General features: G+C 49.5%; 17 protein-coding genes. 14 read left to right on the plus strand and 3 right to left on the minus strand.

Going from position 1 to position 15,459, the window contains the following annotated elements; genetic code table 11:
• The first annotated feature begins 184 nt into the window (after positions 1 to 184).
• The 6 genes from LX24_RS06795 to LX24_RS06820 all read left to right on the plus strand — a co-directional run bounded on the left by LX24_RS06795 (position 185) and on the right by LX24_RS06820 (position 7,938).
• A complete protein-coding gene (locus LX24_RS06795; RefSeq protein ID WP_243131649.1) occupies positions 185 to 673 on the plus strand; it encodes a ferritin-like domain-containing protein in 489 nt (162 codons plus the stop codon).
• A 423-nt stretch (positions 674 to 1,096) separates the two neighbouring features.
• Positions 1,097 to 2,323, plus strand: coding sequence for an MFS transporter (locus LX24_RS06800; RefSeq protein WP_166511392.1), 1,227 nt, complete (start codon positions 1,097 to 1,099; stop codon positions 2,321 to 2,323).
• Between the two features lie 26 nt (positions 2,324 to 2,349).
• Complete coding sequence (locus LX24_RS06805; protein ID WP_243131650.1) at positions 2,350 to 4,392, plus strand: hydantoinase/oxoprolinase family protein; 2,043 nt, start codon at positions 2,350 to 2,352, stop codon at positions 4,390 to 4,392.
• A 1-nt stretch (position 4,393) separates the two neighbouring features.
• The gene (locus LX24_RS06810; protein WP_243131651.1) at positions 4,394 to 6,082 is read left to right on the plus strand and encodes a hydantoinase B/oxoprolinase family protein; all 1,689 of its coding nucleotides are present in this window, start codon (positions 4,394 to 4,396) and stop codon (positions 6,080 to 6,082) included.
• Positions 6,083 to 6,434: 352 nt separating this feature from the next.
• The gene (locus tag LX24_RS06815) at positions 6,435 to 7,133 is read left to right on the plus strand and encodes a GntR family transcriptional regulator (protein ID WP_243131652.1); all 699 of its coding nucleotides are present in this window, start codon (positions 6,435 to 6,437) and stop codon (positions 7,131 to 7,133) included.
• Positions 7,134 to 7,176: 43 nt separating this feature from the next.
• Positions 7,177 to 7,938: a sulfite exporter TauE/SafE family protein gene (locus LX24_RS06820; protein ID WP_166511394.1), complete on the plus strand. Its 762-nt coding sequence runs from the start codon at positions 7,177 to 7,179 to the stop codon at positions 7,936 to 7,938.
• 66 nt (positions 7,939 to 8,004) lie between these two features.
• Here the strand turns inward: LX24_RS06820 and LX24_RS06825 are convergent, their stop codons facing one another.
• On the minus strand, positions 8,005 to 8,241 hold the full coding sequence (locus LX24_RS06825) for a hypothetical protein (RefSeq protein ID WP_166511395.1): 237 nt from the start codon (positions 8,239 to 8,241) through the stop codon (positions 8,005 to 8,007).
• 191 nt (positions 8,242 to 8,432) lie between these two features.
• Between LX24_RS06825 and LX24_RS06830 the strand changes: the two genes are divergently transcribed.
• From LX24_RS06830 to cotE, 3 genes are all read left to right on the plus strand, one after another.
• Complete coding sequence (locus LX24_RS06830) at positions 8,433 to 9,431, plus strand: CotS family spore coat protein (protein WP_166511396.1); 999 nt, start codon at positions 8,433 to 8,435, stop codon at positions 9,429 to 9,431.
• A gap of 5 nt (positions 9,432 to 9,436) precedes the next feature.
• On the plus strand, positions 9,437 to 10,465 hold the full coding sequence (locus tag LX24_RS06835) for a CotS family spore coat protein (RefSeq protein ID WP_166511397.1): 1,029 nt from the start codon (positions 9,437 to 9,439) through the stop codon (positions 10,463 to 10,465).
• Between the two features lie 116 nt (positions 10,466 to 10,581).
• On the plus strand, positions 10,582 to 11,115 hold the full coding sequence (gene cotE, locus LX24_RS06840) for an outer spore coat protein CotE (protein WP_207706546.1): 534 nt from the start codon (positions 10,582 to 10,584) through the stop codon (positions 11,113 to 11,115).
• Positions 11,116 to 11,190: 75 nt separating this feature from the next.
• Here cotE and LX24_RS06845 read toward each other — a convergent pair whose 3' ends face one another.
• Entirely contained in the window at positions 11,191 to 12,327 is a 1,137-nt protein-coding gene (locus LX24_RS06845) for a glycosyltransferase family 4 protein (RefSeq protein WP_166511399.1), read from the minus strand.
• 261 nt (positions 12,328 to 12,588) lie between these two features.
• On the opposite strand from LX24_RS06845, the gene LX24_RS06850 reads away from it, so the two are divergent.
• A complete protein-coding gene (locus LX24_RS06850) occupies positions 12,589 to 12,798 on the plus strand; it encodes an enoyl-CoA hydratase/isomerase family protein (RefSeq protein ID WP_166511400.1) in 210 nt (69 codons plus the stop codon).
• 92 nt (positions 12,799 to 12,890) lie between these two features.
• On the opposite strand, the gene LX24_RS06855 is transcribed toward LX24_RS06850, so the two are convergent.
• A complete protein-coding gene (locus LX24_RS06855) occupies positions 12,891 to 13,031 on the minus strand; it encodes a hypothetical protein (RefSeq protein WP_166511401.1) in 141 nt (46 codons plus the stop codon).
• Positions 13,032 to 13,298: 267 nt separating this feature from the next.
• On the opposite strand from LX24_RS06855, the gene LX24_RS06860 reads away from it, so the two are divergent.
• The 4 genes from LX24_RS06860 (at position 13,299) to LX24_RS06875 (ending at position 15,350) form a co-directional block, all read left to right on the plus strand.
• On the plus strand, positions 13,299 to 13,925 hold the full coding sequence (locus LX24_RS06860) for a 4Fe-4S binding protein (RefSeq protein WP_243131653.1): 627 nt from the start codon (positions 13,299 to 13,301) through the stop codon (positions 13,923 to 13,925).
• An 11-nt stretch (positions 13,926 to 13,936) separates the two neighbouring features.
• Positions 13,937 to 14,644: a demethylmenaquinone methyltransferase gene (locus tag LX24_RS06865; RefSeq protein WP_166511402.1), complete on the plus strand. Its 708-nt coding sequence runs from the start codon at positions 13,937 to 13,939 to the stop codon at positions 14,642 to 14,644.
• A gap of 164 nt (positions 14,645 to 14,808) precedes the next feature.
• On the plus strand, positions 14,809 to 14,949 hold the full coding sequence (locus LX24_RS06870; RefSeq protein WP_166511403.1) for a hypothetical protein: 141 nt from the start codon (positions 14,809 to 14,811) through the stop codon (positions 14,947 to 14,949).
• 101 nt (positions 14,950 to 15,050) lie between these two features.
• Positions 15,051 to 15,350: a DVU0772 family protein gene (locus tag LX24_RS06875; RefSeq protein WP_166511404.1), complete on the plus strand. Its 300-nt coding sequence runs from the start codon at positions 15,051 to 15,053 to the stop codon at positions 15,348 to 15,350.
• Positions 15,351 to 15,459: the final 109 nt, after the last annotated feature.

Consider the following 15,459-nt stretch of genomic DNA (forward strand, 5'->3'; position numbering starts at 1 on the left):
CCTCGCTCGCCGGGATTTGCATTCTAACTAATCATGAGCAACCATATACTTTATTGATACATTTTCTTTTTTACCCGGCAGAACAACCATTAAACGGCCAATCAATAAGGAGGTGATTTTTATTAATCCAAACGCGACGAACCAGACCAATACCCGCAATGCACACATATACAGGTGGTGCGCTTTGCCCACACCGTACCCGGAAGTCAGGGTTCAAAGGCCGAACCGCTATTATGCCGAGTTATTACTGGAGGATTATGCCGGCCAGGTCAGCGAAATGACCGCCATCAACCAGTACTTCCACCACCATATTGTATTTGAGGAGAAGTTCTCCGACCTGGCTGAACTGGAAGAGTGTATTTCCATAATTGAAATGTGGCACCTGGAAATGCTGGGTGAAACTATTCGCCTGCTGGGTGTGGACCCCCAGTTGCGCACCCTGACCAATAATAAGACAACTTTTTGGTGCGGTAATTATGTGTATTACGGCAACTCGGTTTGTGACCGGCTGGCCGCCGACATAGCTGCGGAAAAGTCGGCCATAGAACAATATCGCAAACACCAGCAATTAATCAGGGACCCTTATATCGTGGAAATGCTGGAAAGGTTTATTATGGATGAGCAGCATCACCTGCAGCTTTTTACCGACGCCATGAACAAGTACTGTAAATAAGCTGCCTTAGGGGTTTATTTGAAATGTAGCTTTGACGCCGGGTGTTGAAAGATTAAATAACTCAACACCCGGCACCTGCATGAGCACCACAAAATCCCGTTATCGCAAAGATTATTAATGGGATTCCCACAGGCTTTTTGAATAGACTTGTTAAGTTTGGTTTGTGCTGTCGCAGTATGTTGCAGTATGTTAATGAAGCGCATTTACCGTTTGGTTTAATGCGCTTTTTTTGCGTCTTTCTCTTTTTAACTTTCAAGCACATTCCTAAAAATTTTCTCCTTGCCTTATCAGAAAGATACCATCCCGTACTGTCATTTATCCAATAATTAAAAGGGTTTTCGGGTTAAATGATGAAAAAAAATACAGCGGGTGAATTTATAGATTGCACTGCATTTAATACTTTTTACGAAAGGATCAACACAAATGAAAATGAACAAAAGAATACTGGCTTTACTGGGCACCGGCCATGCCATGACCGACATCAGCCAGGGCGCGCTACCCATGATGCTGGCTTTTTTGCAGCCCGTGTTTGCCCTTAGCCAACTGCAGGTAGGTATGGTGATGCTGGCTTTTAATTTAAGTTCTTCGGTGATACAGCCTGTTTTCGGTATCCTCAGTGACCGTTTCCGGGCGGCCTGGCTTATCCCCCTGGGCTGCCTGCTGGCCGGAGTTGGTATGGCATTGACCGGTTTTTCCACTAATTTTCCGGTATTGCTCGCGGTATCGCTGGCCAGCGGGCTGGGCGTGGCCGCTTACCACCCCGAAGGCTCCAAATATGCCCGCCTGGCTAGCGGAAAACGCAAAGCCACGGGTATGTCCATATTTTCAGTGGGGGGAAACCTGGGTTTTGCAGCCGGTCCCGTGCTGGCTACTTTTTTCTTCGCCCTGGCCGGTTTGCGCGGATCGGTGGGATTCCTGGTATTAAACGGCATTATGGCCGGGCTGCTCTGGCTTACCCTGGCCCGCATAACAGCCGCACCGGGGGGCACAGGGGTTACTAGCGCCGGGCAAATCAAGCCCAACGCCGGCCCAATATCGCCTCCCGCCCGGGACATAAAAAGTGCGGGCAAAGGGATACCCTGGTATGTGCTCCCGGTGGCGCTGCTGATAACAGTGGTCGTCATGCGTTCTTTTGTGCATTTTGGCCTGGTCACCTTTTTGCCCCAGTATTATGTGCATTACCTGCAGCACAGTGAACAGTATGCCGCCGCCATCACCTCGGTGTTCCTGTTTGCCGGTGTTTTCGGCACGCTGGTGGGCGGCCCGGCAGCCGACCGCTGGGGGCTGAAAAACATCATCGTGGCCTCCATGGTTGCACTGGTACCCCTGCTGTATTTGTTCGTGCACCTGGAGGGTATCTGGACCACGGTTATAGTGGCGCTGATGGGGTTTGCCATTATTTCCACCTTTGCCGTAACGGTGGTTTTGGGCCAGGAAATGATGCCCGGTAATGTGGGTTTAGCTTCGGGGCTGATGCTGGGGTTTGGTATCGGTATGGGCGGAGTGGGCGCCACCCTGTTGGGCTGGGTGGCCGACCGCTGGGGCTTGCCGGCGGTGTTTGAGACAATGATTATTTTCCCGGTGATCGGTCTTGTGCTGGCCCTGCTGCTGCCCGGCCGGAAGGAACTGGCCGAAAAGCAGCAGGCGTAAATTATATTTATTAGTAGGTGATTGATTTGACCAAATATAAACTGGCCGTGGATACCGGAGGCACCTTCACTGATTTTTGCCTGCTGGGTACCGGCGGCGAAGTTTTTATCGCCAAGGAACCGTCAACCCCCGACGACCCTTCCCGGGCTGTACTGGAAGGTATAAAAAAAATAACGCTGCAGCATGGTATTGACCCCGGGTCCATCGATTTAGTGCTGCACGGTACCACAGTGGCCACCAACGCTATCCTGGAGCAAAGGGGTGCCCCGACGGCACTGGTCACCACCCGCGGTTTCAAGGATATTATTTTTATCGGGCGGCAAAACCGGCCGCACCTGTATAACTTTTGGACCACAAAACCGGCTCCGCTGCTCCCCCGCCACATGGTTTTGGAGGTCAACGAGCGTATTCTAGCGGACGGTACCGTTAAAACCGCCCTTACAGAAGGGGATATAAACAACCTGGTGGAACAAGTGAAGCAAACAGGTGCCCAATCGGTGGCCGTGTGTCTTTTGCACGCCTATATCAACCCGGCCCATGAACAAAAACTAAAGAAAGCACTGCTGGAAACGCTGCCCCACCTGTCCGTAACGATTTCCTCCGAAATACTGCCCGAATGTATGGAATACGAGCGGACAAGCACCACCGTAATCAACGCGCTGGTCAAGCCAACCATTGACCGTTATGTCAGCCGTTTGGCCCAAAATTTACGTTCCACCGGTATCGATGGCAAATTATTTATCATGCAATCCAACGGCGGAGTGATCACCGCCCACCAGGCCCGGCAGCAAAGTGCCCGGACCGTGTTAAGCGGCCCAGCGGGCGGCGTGCTGGCCGGTGTTTACCTGGCCCGCCAGGCCGGGCATAATAACCTGCTGACCGCGGATATGGGCGGCACCAGCATGGACATCTGCCTCATCCACAACCAGAAACCCCGCTTCACCACCGAGGGCACCATCGGCGGGTACCCGCTGCGGCTGCCCATGCTGGACATCCATACCATCGGCGCCGGGGGAGGCAGCATTGCCTGGATTGACCGGGGCGGGGCGCTGCGGGTGGGTCCCCGAAGCGCCGGGTCGCTGCCCGGGCCGGCCTGCTACAACCTGGGGGGCAACGAGCCCACGGTAACAGACGCCAATATGGTACTGGGCCGGCTGGCACCGGGTGATTTCACCGGCCTGGATAATGTCAGCGTCGAGCCCGCCACCCGGTGCATCAGCGAAAAGATAGCCCACCCTTTGAAACTCTCCCTGGAGGCGGCCGCCGAGGGGATTATAAAAGTGGTGAACGCCGCCATGGTAAGGGCCATGCGGGTTATATCGGTACAAAGGGGCTATGACCCGCGGGATTTCACCCTGGTGCCCTTTGGCGGCGCGGGGCCGCTGCAGGCTGTGGAACTGGCCAGGGAGATGGGCATACCGCGGGTACTGGTGCCGCCCCACCCCGGAGTCACCTCGGCCTGGGGCATGCTCTCCGCCGACGTGCGCCACGATTATTCCGTCACCCATATCACGGATTTAACCCCCGCCGCCTGTGGTGCCATTAATGACGCCTATGCAGTGCTGGCCCAAAAAGCACGCCGGGATTTGGCCGGGGAAGGATTTGACAACTCCCAAATCACCCTGAGCAGGTTTATGGATCTGCGTTACCGGGGACAGTCCTATGAATTGACCCTGGCGGTTCCCGCCAATCCCCTTATCGCAGCCGACCTGTTTGCCATCGGACAGCGTTTTCACCGCCGGCACCTGCAGCATTACGGCTACTGCCGGGAAAATGCCCCGGTGGAAATTGTCACCTTGCGCCTGGCCGCCACCGGCGCGCTGCCCAAACCGCTGCCCCAAACCCGGCCGGCCGGCGACCAGCCGCTTGTTTCAGGCACCAGGCGGGTTTATTTGCATGGCCGGTACCATGACCTGCCGGTATACCAGAGACAATCAATCGGTCCCGGCTGGTGCAGTGAAGGGCCGGCGATAATCACCCAGGCCGACACCACCACCCTGGTCTGGCCGGGAAATACCGTTCGCTGTGACCGCTTCGGCAATCTAATCATTGAAACGGGGGTATGCTGATATGGCCAAGAATATAACCACCGATCCCATAACCCTGGAGGTGCTGCGCAACGCACTACAGTCCGTGGCGGAGGAAATGGGCGCCATCCTCACCCGCACCGCCCTTTCACCTAATATTAAAGACCGGCGGGATTGTTCCACCGCCATATATACCCCCCGGGGCAGCCTAGTGGCCCAGGCGGAACATATCCCACTGCACCTGGGACTTATGCCTACCGTTGTCAAAGCGGTACTGAAGCATTTTCCTGCGGAGAAACTGGCCCCGGGGGACGCCATAATCATCAACGACCCCTATACCAGCGGCTCCCACTTGCCGGATATATGTATTATCTCACCCGTTTTTTACGGCCGGCGGCCCATAGCCCTGGTGGCCAACCTGGCCCATCACGTGGATGTGGGCGGTGCGGCACCGGGCAGCATGTCCACCGCCACCACGGAAATTTTCCAGGAGGGGATACGGATCCCCCCGGTAAAAATAAGCAGCAAAGGCCACCTCAACCGGGACCTGCTCCGGGTGCTGGCCCACAATGTACGCACCTCCGAAGAATTCTACGGCGACATCCAGGCCCAGCTTTCCGCCAATCAGGTGGGCATACAAAGACTGCAGGAGCTGGTGCGCAGGACAGGCATGGATACCCTGGCCTATTATATGGACGAAATAATCAATTATGCCGAGCGGAGAATTCGCGCGGCCTTGGAAGAGTTGCCAGCCGGTATTTACCAGTTTTATGATTACCTGGAAGGTGACGGTATTGACGAGGAATTGATTAAAATAACCACCACTGTGGAGATAAAGGACGGCACGGCGCGGGTTGATTTTACGGGGACAGGTCCCCAGGCCCGGGGACCTGTCAACGCCACCCGGGGCGTCACCCTGGCCTGTGTTTATTTCGCCATTAAAGCAGTGGCCGACCCCGAACTGCCCGCCAGCGAGGGCATCGCCCGGGCGGTGGAAGTAATCACCCCGCCGGGCACGCTGGTTAATCCCCGCTTCCCCGCCCCGGTGGCCCACGCCAACATCAATACCGCCCAGCGCATTACCGACGTGGTGCTGGGAGCCCTAGCCCAGGCCGCACCCCACCGGGTGACCGCGGCCGGGACGGGCAGCATGAGCAATTTTACCATCGGGGGCCGGGATAACCGCGGGCGTTATTATTCTTACGTGGAAACCTACGGCGGCGGCCAGGGAGCCAAATACAACCAGGACGGCCTGGATGGTGTGCATGTAAATATGACCAACACCATGAATACACCGGTGGAGATTTTAGAATTAAACTATCCCCTGCTGGTGGAAAGATACGGCCTAATACCCGATTCAGGGGGACCCGGTAAATTCAGGGGCGGCACCGGGCTGGTGCGGGAAATTAAGGCACTGGAAGACGCCACAGTGTCGGTGAGTACCGAGAGAAATATTCGCCGTCCCTGGGGACTGCAGGGAGGAGCTCCGGGTAAAAGCTCCCGGTGTTATATCAAGCTGCCGGGCGGCACCCGGCAAGAAATGCCCGGCAAATTTACCCGTTCGGTGCCCCGGGACACCGCCGTTATCCTGGAAACCGCCGGGGGCGGAGGTTTCGGCAATCCCCGGGATCGCTCCCCAGAGGCGGTGCGGCAAGATGTACGCAGCGGTTTGGTTTCCGGGGAAGCTGCGCGGAAGCAGTACGGCATTGAGCTGGATGAAGAACTGAATTAATTGTTCCCCACTCTGTTGTTAAGGGTGTCCCGAGACAGGGGTCGGTAGTATAATGGAATTAAAACCCAATCAGCCGAACCTGTACTAAATGGAAACCACTGCTATAGTGAAATAAACAGATCAATAGTTATGCTAAAAAGTAATTATTACTTTTACAATATCCGGTGTCAGGTTGCCGTATCATAAGCAAAGCTACCCCCGCAAGAAGGATCAACCTCTTTGGCGGGGGTTTAATTTTCTTTTTACAGCAGGATCAACATTCCCGGGAAAATACTTCTTGCATTTTCACAAACAACATTCTAATATAATATTAATGATGGTATACCAGTATACCAAGGAGGGCGGGATACACTTGAAGGATACCAGCCTAACCCCGGTCAAACTGCTGCCCCATCCGCAGACGAGGGACCATGTTTTTCAAAAATTACGGCGCGCCATCATCACCGGGGAATTAAAACCCGGCCAGCGGTTAGTGGAACGTACCCTGGCGGAACAACTGGGGGTTAGCCGCACACCGGTCCGGGAGGCCATTCGCATGCTGGAATTGGAAGGGCTAATTTCCCATTTACCCAAACTGGGCGCGGTGGTGGCCCGGGTAAGCGATGCGGAGGTGTTGGAAATTTACCGCATCCGTTCGGTGCTGGAGGGTCTGGCGGCCCACATGGCCGCGGAAAACATTACCCCCGCTGACGCCGACAAAATGATGCAAGCGTTGGAACGGATTGAGAGCGCAGCGCAACAAAGGGATTTAACCAGGTTGGAAAAGGAACACCGTCAATTTAACGATATCATTTACCGGGCCGCCGGCAGCCCGCGCTTGTACGGCATGATCACCACGCTGGTGGACCATATCCAGCGGCATGTTCACGTGGGTTACAACCAACCCAAACGTATCGAAGAAGCCACCCGGGAACACCGCCGGCTGGCGGAAGCCATTAAAGCCCGCAATGGCCCCCTGGCGGAGCAGATTGCCCGGGAACATATCGATAACTCCAGGAAAGCATATTTTTTTAAAAGCCCGCCAACGGGCGGAACGAAACCAACTCCTTAAGGCCAAATAAACCAGAGAGAAAAAATTAAATGGAGGCATAAAAATGGAAATCGCCATTGTTCTCATCGCAGGTATTGTCTCGGGATTTGTCAACGTGGTGGGCGGCGGCGGATCCCTGATCAGCCTGCCGGTGTTAATTTTTTTAGGGTTACCATCGGCGGTGGCCAATGGCACCAACCGGGTGGCGCTGATGGTGCAAAGTTTGGTGGCCATTGGTTATTTTAAAAATAAAGGCTACTTTTACCCCAAATTAAGCGTGCTACTGGGCATCCCGGCGCTGGCTGGTTCCATTGTGGGAGCCAAGTTTGCCATCTCCTTGTCGGACCAAATGTTTAACCGTGTTCTGGCCATTGTTATGCTGGTGGTGCTGGTATTAATAATCCTGCGACCGGAAAAAATGTTTTTATCCCAGGCAAAGGGTGAGGATTTAAGTAAAGCACGTTTATTTATCGCCGCACTGGTATTTTTCGGAGTGGGCTTTTATGGCGGTTTTATCCAAGCCGGGATTGGTTTTATTATTATTGCAGCGCTGGCGTTAATCACAGGCCTGTCTCTGGTTAAAATCAATAGTTTAAAGGTGGCGGTAACACTGATTTACATGTCCAGCTCTCTGCTGGTGTTCATCATAAGTGGCAAGGTTGATTGGATACTGGGCTTTATCCTGGCCGCCGGCAATGCATTGGGCGCTTATCTGGGTGGCATATTCACGGTGTCCGGCGGTGACAAATGGATTCGCATCTTTTTGGTGGTTACAGTGTCCCTAATGGCTGCAAAACTGCTTGGTTTGCATAATTTGCTACTCTAAAACAACTTTAGCCCCAAACGCCAAAAAACAATGCAGGCATATCCTGCATTGTTTTTTGCACTTTCATTACTCGGCCTCTTCGACTTCTTCCGCTTCCGGTTTAGCCCAACATACCTTTATGGCCACCTTGTATTCTTCCTCATCCTCATCATACTTAATCTTGTATTCAAGCTCGACATCTTCGGGGATTTCAACAGCTTGTTCTTCGATGGTCAAAGAGCGGTCCCCCATTTTGGCCACTGCCTCACGTATGAACCTCAGAAAATCATCCCTTGAGCCTACATACTTTTCACTATAATCCACTTGCGAACCCTCCATCCATTTTAGTTTTTTATCTTTTTCTGCTATTACATTATGAACGTGCACTTTTCAGGGTGCAGGATTAATGGAAATTTTTTTTATTCCCGCAAATTATATGAAGTTATTACACCACCCAATGCATACCTTCATAAAATACATAGAATGAGTGATTCCTTTATACGTAGGAGGTTACTATGTCTACTGAATTATACAGTACCGCCGGTGCGGTACTTTCCGATTATGGATTAAAACCCGGAGAAATAAAAATAATGCAAAGCGGCGGTATTAAAACGGTGTGGAAAATAAAGACGGGTGAAGGAACTTTCTGTTTAAAAAGATTACGGCATAGCAAAGAAAAGGCGCTGTTCTCAATTAATGCCCAAAAACACATGGTGAATAACGGAGCCAAGGTACCGGGAATTTTCCCATCCCTAAAGGGTGAGGATTATGTTGAATTTCAGGGCCACTTGTTTGTTCTTTATGAATGGATAGAGGGACGAAGCATTAAACTGTCACGGGACTTAAAGGTAGCTCTGGCCGCGCTGGCACAATTCCATGTTGATTCGGCGGGCTACAATCCCCCTGCGGGGTGCCGTGTTTCTTCCAAACTTGACGGGCTGGGCAACTATTACCAATCCGTATTAAAACGCTTTAATGAATGGGAGAAACAAGCACTGGAAAAACCGCAGCACCCTGTATGCCGCGCTTTTTTAGCTGAAATAGAGCAAATGACACGTTTGGGCCTGGAATGTTACGAATTGCTGAAAACATCCCACTACGCCGGTTGGGTTGAAGACATCAGACAGCGGGGCAATTTGTGTCACCAGGATTATGGTGACGGAAACGCCATCATTACACCGAAGGGGGTATACGTATTGGACCTGGACGGGGTAACCTTCGATTTACCCAGCCGGGATTTACGCAAAATTATTATTAAAATCATGTCCGGACGCAAAGGGTGGAATCTGGATCAATTAAGGGAAATGCTGGCCTGGTATGAAAAGGTAAACCCGCTGGATGAAGATAAACGCCGGGTTTTATATATTGATTTACTTTTTCCTCATGAATTACATGACAACGCCAAAAATTATTTTATCAAGGGAAAATCCATCAAACCCGGTGATATAACCCAAACCTGCACCATAGCCGGGCAAAAAATTAAAATTTTATCAGCGTTGATTAAAGGAGCGTGATCCAGGTGACTTCATCGCACTCGGGACACCAGTGTTTATTATATAACATATTAAAGGAATACGGACATGCCGGTGCGCAATTGCTTGAGCTCAGGGACAAGGGTAAAAAGACGGTTTGGCAAGTAAACTCAAAGGGTAAGAAAATGATCTTGAAGAAAATGCCTTCATCGCCAACCCAGACCGGGTTTATCACCGAGGCGGCCAATCACTTGCTAAACGCCGGCGTCCGCGTGCCTAAGTTGTTAGTGACTAATAACAATGAAAATTTTATCACTGTGGATAATACTGCTTATATTTTAATGGAATGGGTTGATGGCAAGCAGCCCGATTATACCCGCGATACCAAAGCCATATTATCCGCACTGGCCGCATTCCACCGCGGCTCTTCGGGCTTTAAACCATCCCCGGGATATAAATGTCGTTCACACTTGGGCACCTGGCTCGATAGTTACCAAAAGAAAAAAAAACAATTACAGACTTATACACTGCACGCGCTAAAAAACAGGGACAATGACGAGTTTTGGGATACCTTTCTGCACAGCTGGAAACTGGCCTTGAAAAGAATAGATCAAGCCATGGACAGGTTGGAGAAATCTAATTACCGGCAATGGGTGGCACTGGCCGGAAACAGCGGGGCGCTTTGTCACCAGGATTTTACCCCTAAAAACCTGCGCATGCAAAAAGACGGAGGAATAACGGTTTTTGACCTTGATTCCGTCACCATTGATATTCCGGCCCGGGATTTAAGGAAAATTTTTAATAAGTTTTTAAAAAAACCGGAAGGCCAAAATCAAGTGAAGATTTTACAGCTTATGGCCTCGGTTTATCAAGAAACCAATCCATTGACTAAAGAACAATGGGCAGTGGTGACCGCCGATCTTCTTTTTCCTCACCTGCTTTATGGAATAGTTGATAAATACTACCATAAACGGGCAGCCGATTGGAGTCCCGGTAAGTACCTAAAAAAACTAAAACATTTAACCCTGGTGGAAGAAAATAAAGAGGAAATACTGTCACAATTTCTTGTTGGATAACAAGTTATCTGACCGGAAGCAAATTAACTATAGCACACATTACCGCACTGAATCATATATTGTACTACCTTTGTTTGGCAGCGGGCAGCCAGGGAAAAAAGTTTTAAGGAGGTTACATGATGCAACAAATGGAAGCGTCCAATTCTATATGTGCTTCTAAATATAAAGAAATTATCACCAAGGCCGTTTGCGGCAATGCCACTAAATTTTTTACTTTAACCCAGTTGATTGAACCACCAAAGGGCCAATGCCCCACTAAAATTTTGGGTACCACTGTTACAAAGCTTCGGCTTGGCAATGTTACAAATATCGCGAAAGCAATGACAGGGCAAGATCTCGGTGCCAAAATAAGCGGTAGTTTTGAAATACATGTCTGGTATGCCCATAACAACGGTAACTCCACCGATGCAACCAGGCAACATGTACAGTTTGAGAAGTTTATTCCAATACCCGATTTGGATGAGGGCACCATCAGAATATTAGAGGCCAGGGTAGAAACAATCAAAAGTCCCGAGTGCCTGGAAAGCTCTGTTACCGGGGAGCATAATATTAAGGTTAAAGTGGAACTGGGGGTTTTCGTTGAGCTAATCGGTGAAACCAGGATTTTGGTATGCACCTGCCAACCCGACGGGGAGGATGATGACAGCTAAAACCTGAACAGGAGCCCTGTGAAACCATAAGGGATCTTGCCGCACACCCGGTAAGATCCCTTATGGTTTTTACAATTAATAGTCCCCAAGTGAGTCGTATATCTCCAATATCTCCCCCGCCAGTCTACCCCAGTTATACCTTTCCTCAGCCAGTTTTCGGCCCCGTTTACCCATGGCCAGTGCCGTGGCGGGGTTTTCAAGCAGGTAATTGATAGCCCAGGCAAAGTCGTTGCTATCGTCATATTGGGGAATGATAATCCCGTTACCATATCCCTCGACAACTTCAGCATTACCGCCCCTGTCTGTTGTAACAATGGGCAGCCCGGCGGCCATGGCCTCGTAATGTATTCTGGCTAAAGGCTCCTGCCATTGCGAGGCACATACGAATATATCACCGGCGGAAAAAAACCGGGTCACTTGCTTGGGCGGTATGAACCCGGTAAAAATAACCTGTTTTTCAGGTAAATTTTTAGCTAATCGGTATACATGTGATACATAATCATCTACCCTGTTATTGCCGTACCACTTGCTACCCACCACCATTAATATAGTTTGCGGGTGTTTTTTCAGAACTTGCTCCATGGCGGCAAGAACCAGATGCACCCCCTTTTTCTCTGAAAATCTCGTGACAACCAAAACGACCTTGCCGTTACCAACACCATATTTTCCCTTTATTTCCTGCTTGATCTTCTCTGCTTTTTCCGTCCAGACGGGATAAAATTCGTCAGGATTGACCCCCGAATAAATTGTTTTAATTTTACCGGCGGCCGGGGGATAATTTTTTTCTACGCTCTTTTTTATAAAATCACTGACTGTGATAACTTTCTGCACGGTTTCAAGACAGAAAATAGCCTGCTGCCGGCTGATTTTATGGGGAGCAAACATTTCGTTATGAAGACTGAGGATAAACTTGCTGCCGGGGGATGCATTGTAATAAGAGCGTAGAGACTTGGGCCGGTTAAAGATGTGTACTATATCGAAATGCCTTGCGGCAAGCTGCTGGGAAACCAGTTGGACATATTCACTTTTACTGCCGGCATGCACCCGGCAGTATTCAACACCGTTCACTGTCTCATGGTCTTTTAGCCCGGGATCGCCAATGGAAAACACAGTTATTTGGTGCCTTTTAATTAAAAAAGGAACAATACCCTCTATATATAGTTGGATAGCCCCGCCCCGAATGGGAGGCACAGGTAATTTTTCACTGCACACTAAAGCAACCTTCATTTTATCACCATACCCGTTATTCTTTGTAATGATTTGTTTTATCCAAAACCACCGGGACCCCCACGGAGGTCCACCACAAGCACCAGACTTTTACACCCCCCTCTAATGTAATGATAATTACATCTTATGTGACAGCGGGCATTTGGTTACGGACGTTATTTTTTTAGTGTTCCGGCAGGATAAAAGAGATAATAAGCCAATTAAAAATGAATGAATCCTCATTTATTATAAAAGGCGATGGATATATTGACTTACCAATCAATAACATATGAAATCAAGGAGCACGTAGCTTGGCTAACCCTGAACAGGCCGGATAGCTTTAATGCTATTAACCTTGAACTGGCCCGGGACTTTACAAAAGCCCTGCAACAGTCTTTACAGGGAGATTTAAGCAACATCCCCCATGAAATTGAAAGAAGCAATGAGCTGAATAATTTAAAATATAATATTCTTTGAACGACCTTTGAAAAAATTATTTCGGCGGTTCAAAATCTATCGGACGAAATACAATCCGTAGCGGCAGCTGCCCAACAAATGTCATCGAGCATTCAAAGCCTTGCCTCCACCACCGAGGAACAATCTTCAGTAATAGAAGAGATTTCTTCAACAAGCCAGAACCTGTCCAGCATGGCTGAAGAATTGGATAATTTATCGAAAAAGTTTAAAGTAGCGTAATAATACCGGCCCATGGGGCCAAACCTGCTTCGGTGCCGGGTGTTGAAAGGTTAAAAACCTTTCAACACCCGGCATCTGTGTATGCACCGCAAAAGCCGGCCCAACTTAGAGTTTATAAGTAGTTCCCGCACATACTTTTCCAACAGCCCCTTTAAGTTTTATTCTCTTTTGGATCTTTACCCCGTCATGTTATACTGTTAAATGAATCGGCACAGTATTTTGCAATTATATCGCTGATTAAAACCTTTTTATCGCAACGTTGAGGAAGGAACGAATGCTGAATGAAATATGCGCAAGGAAAAGTAGGCCGCATATCTTTATTTATCATTAACAAATGCAAAGCCTGTCCCAACCGGGTAGCCGATTTGGAGCGGCTGGAGAATAAACTGCAACAGGTAATGATGGACCGGGACTTTAACACCCGCCTGGGTGCCAAGCTGGATAAAGGCCGTCCCCTGCACCATCAAATGTTTCACCTGGCCCTGGCCGGTTGCCCCAATTCCTGCAGCCAACCCCAAATAAAGGATTTTGGAGTTCAAGGACAAGCCCGGCCGGAGGTGGGTGAAAGCTGCGACAAATGCGGTGCCTGTATTGAGGCGTGCATGGAAGCGGCCATAAGTATAGGGGAAGATAAAGCGAGCATTGACCGTAATTTGTGCCTTAATTGTGGACAATGCAGCCGCGCCTGTCCCACCGGCGCATTGCAAATTGGCCGGGCCGGTTACAGGGTACTGGTGGGAGGCAAACTGGGCCGGCATCCCCGCCTGGCCTCGGAATTACTAGCCATGGCCACCGAAAACCAGGTGGTTGAAGCGCTGGAACACTGTGTGGAGCTGTTTATTAATGAAGGACGCCCCGGTGAAAGATTCGGCAGCGTCATAGAACGGACAGCCAAAATGCCAAGTTAGAGGGAGAAACCATGTATCAATCCAAGGAAGAACGGGTCCATGACGTTTTTGAATCCATTTCCGATAAATACGATTTTATGAACTCGGTAATCAGCTTTCAGCAGCATAAAGCCTGGCGCAGGGATACCATGAAACGCATGGGGGTACGAAAGGGTCAAACCGCCCTGGATGTATGCTGCGGCACGGCTGACTGGACCATCGCCCTGGCCGAAGCCGTTGGCCCCGAGGGTACGGTTTATGGCCTGGATTTCAGCCATAACATGCTGCAAATAGGCCGGGCCAAAGTAGAGGCTAAAAACCTGCAGCAGGTACAACTGGTTCATGGTAATGCCATGGAATTACCCTTTGCCGATAATTCCTTCGATCATGTCACCATTGGCTTCGGCCTGCGTAACGTACCGGATTACCTGCAGGTACTGAAGGAGATGAGGCGGGTGGCCAAACCGGGCGGGCAAGTGGTCTGCCTGGAAACATCCCAGCCCACTATGCCGGTATTCCGGCAGCTGTATTACCTTTATTTCAGCTATGTTATGCCGCTTTTAGGCAAACTGTTGGCCAAAAGCTACCGGCAATACTCCTGGTTGCAGGAATCGGCCAAAGATTTTCCCGGGCGCCGGGAACTGGGTGATTTATTCCGGCAGGCCGGGCTTGTGGATATAGAAATCAAGGCATATACCGGAGGAGTAGCCGCCATGCACCTGGGGCATAAACCCAAATAATTGAAATAGCAAAGGGACGGTTTCGCTGTGCATTAAAAGCTGCGAAACCGTCCCCTTGTTTTCCGAACAGCATAATAACCCAGACAAAAAAAGGTACCAAATGTAATAATTATGTCCGGCCAAAGACAAAATAGCAATAACCTTTATTAACAAGGAGGATTTTTATGCGTGGTGTAAAAAGAAACAATAAAGCAAAGAAAGAAAGCGCCACAATAAACCAGGGTTTAACAAGAAAAGAAGAACTGGACAGGGTCAGAGGATTCACCACTGTTATCGACCCGGAGCGCGGCCCATCCAATAAATGATTTTAATGATTATCCCCGCCCGGCTATTAAATTCAAGCAAAAGCACCGGGCGGTCCTTTAATCAATAATAACCGCAATATTTATAGAAAGGTGGAAATAATATGGACTTTTTTCGCGAAATTAAAGAACAAGTTCAATGGGACTTTCGTTTGGAGAATGAGAACAAGAACCGGCAGCCGGGTTATGCCTTTGTTATCGATGTCTTTGAAGAAACCCCCCGTTTGGCCTTATACGTCATTAAAAAGCATCTGAGCAAAACCCAAACTCTACCCGATGAACAGCAACCGCCCCGTGATATGCTACTCAAGGCCCTGGAGGAGCAAAATGTTAATTTAAAATACGACAACATCTACAATATCAACCAGGAAATAAGCCTGTGGCTGAAGGAAAATATTTTTTAAAGTACAACATTAAATAATATCGTAACATATGGATTTTCCAATTTAACTATGCTATAATTAACATGTTAACTTATTAATTTGTTCACTGAATTTTTTATATTCTAACAAT

It is taken from the genome of Desulfallas thermosapovorans DSM 6562, assembly GCF_008124625.1.
In the GTDB taxonomy this organism is placed as follows: domain Bacteria; phylum Bacillota; class Desulfotomaculia; order Desulfotomaculales; family Desulfallaceae; genus Sporotomaculum; species Sporotomaculum thermosapovorans.

What these genes read in the sequence shown, in the direction of transcription:
- LX24_RS06855 (WP_166511401.1), bottom strand. Translation starts at nt 13,031, where the DNA reads ATGGGCCGGTATTATTACGCTACTTTAAACTTTTTCGATAAATTATCC.
- cotE (WP_207706546.1), top strand. Translation starts at nt 10,582, where the DNA reads ATGATGCAACAAATGGAAGCGTCCAATTCTATATGTGCTTCTAAATAT.
- LX24_RS06820 (WP_166511394.1), top strand. Translation starts at nt 7,177, where the DNA reads ATGGAAATCGCCATTGTTCTCATCGCAGGTATTGTCTCGGGATTTGTC.
- LX24_RS06865 (WP_166511402.1), top strand. Translation starts at nt 13,937, where the DNA reads ATGTATCAATCCAAGGAAGAACGGGTCCATGACGTTTTTGAATCCATT.
- LX24_RS06870 (WP_166511403.1), top strand. Translation starts at nt 14,809, where the DNA reads ATGCGTGGTGTAAAAAGAAACAATAAAGCAAAGAAAGAAAGCGCCACA.
- LX24_RS06830 (WP_166511396.1), top strand. Translation starts at nt 8,433, where the DNA reads ATGTCTACTGAATTATACAGTACCGCCGGTGCGGTACTTTCCGATTAT.
- LX24_RS06810 (WP_243131651.1), top strand. Translation starts at nt 4,394, where the DNA reads ATGGCCAAGAATATAACCACCGATCCCATAACCCTGGAGGTGCTGCGC.
- LX24_RS06800 (WP_166511392.1), top strand. Translation starts at nt 1,097, where the DNA reads ATGAAAATGAACAAAAGAATACTGGCTTTACTGGGCACCGGCCATGCC.
- LX24_RS06875 (WP_166511404.1), top strand. Translation starts at nt 15,051, where the DNA reads ATGGACTTTTTTCGCGAAATTAAAGAACAAGTTCAATGGGACTTTCGT.
- LX24_RS06860 (WP_243131653.1), top strand. Translation starts at nt 13,299, where the DNA reads ATGAAATATGCGCAAGGAAAAGTAGGCCGCATATCTTTATTTATCATT.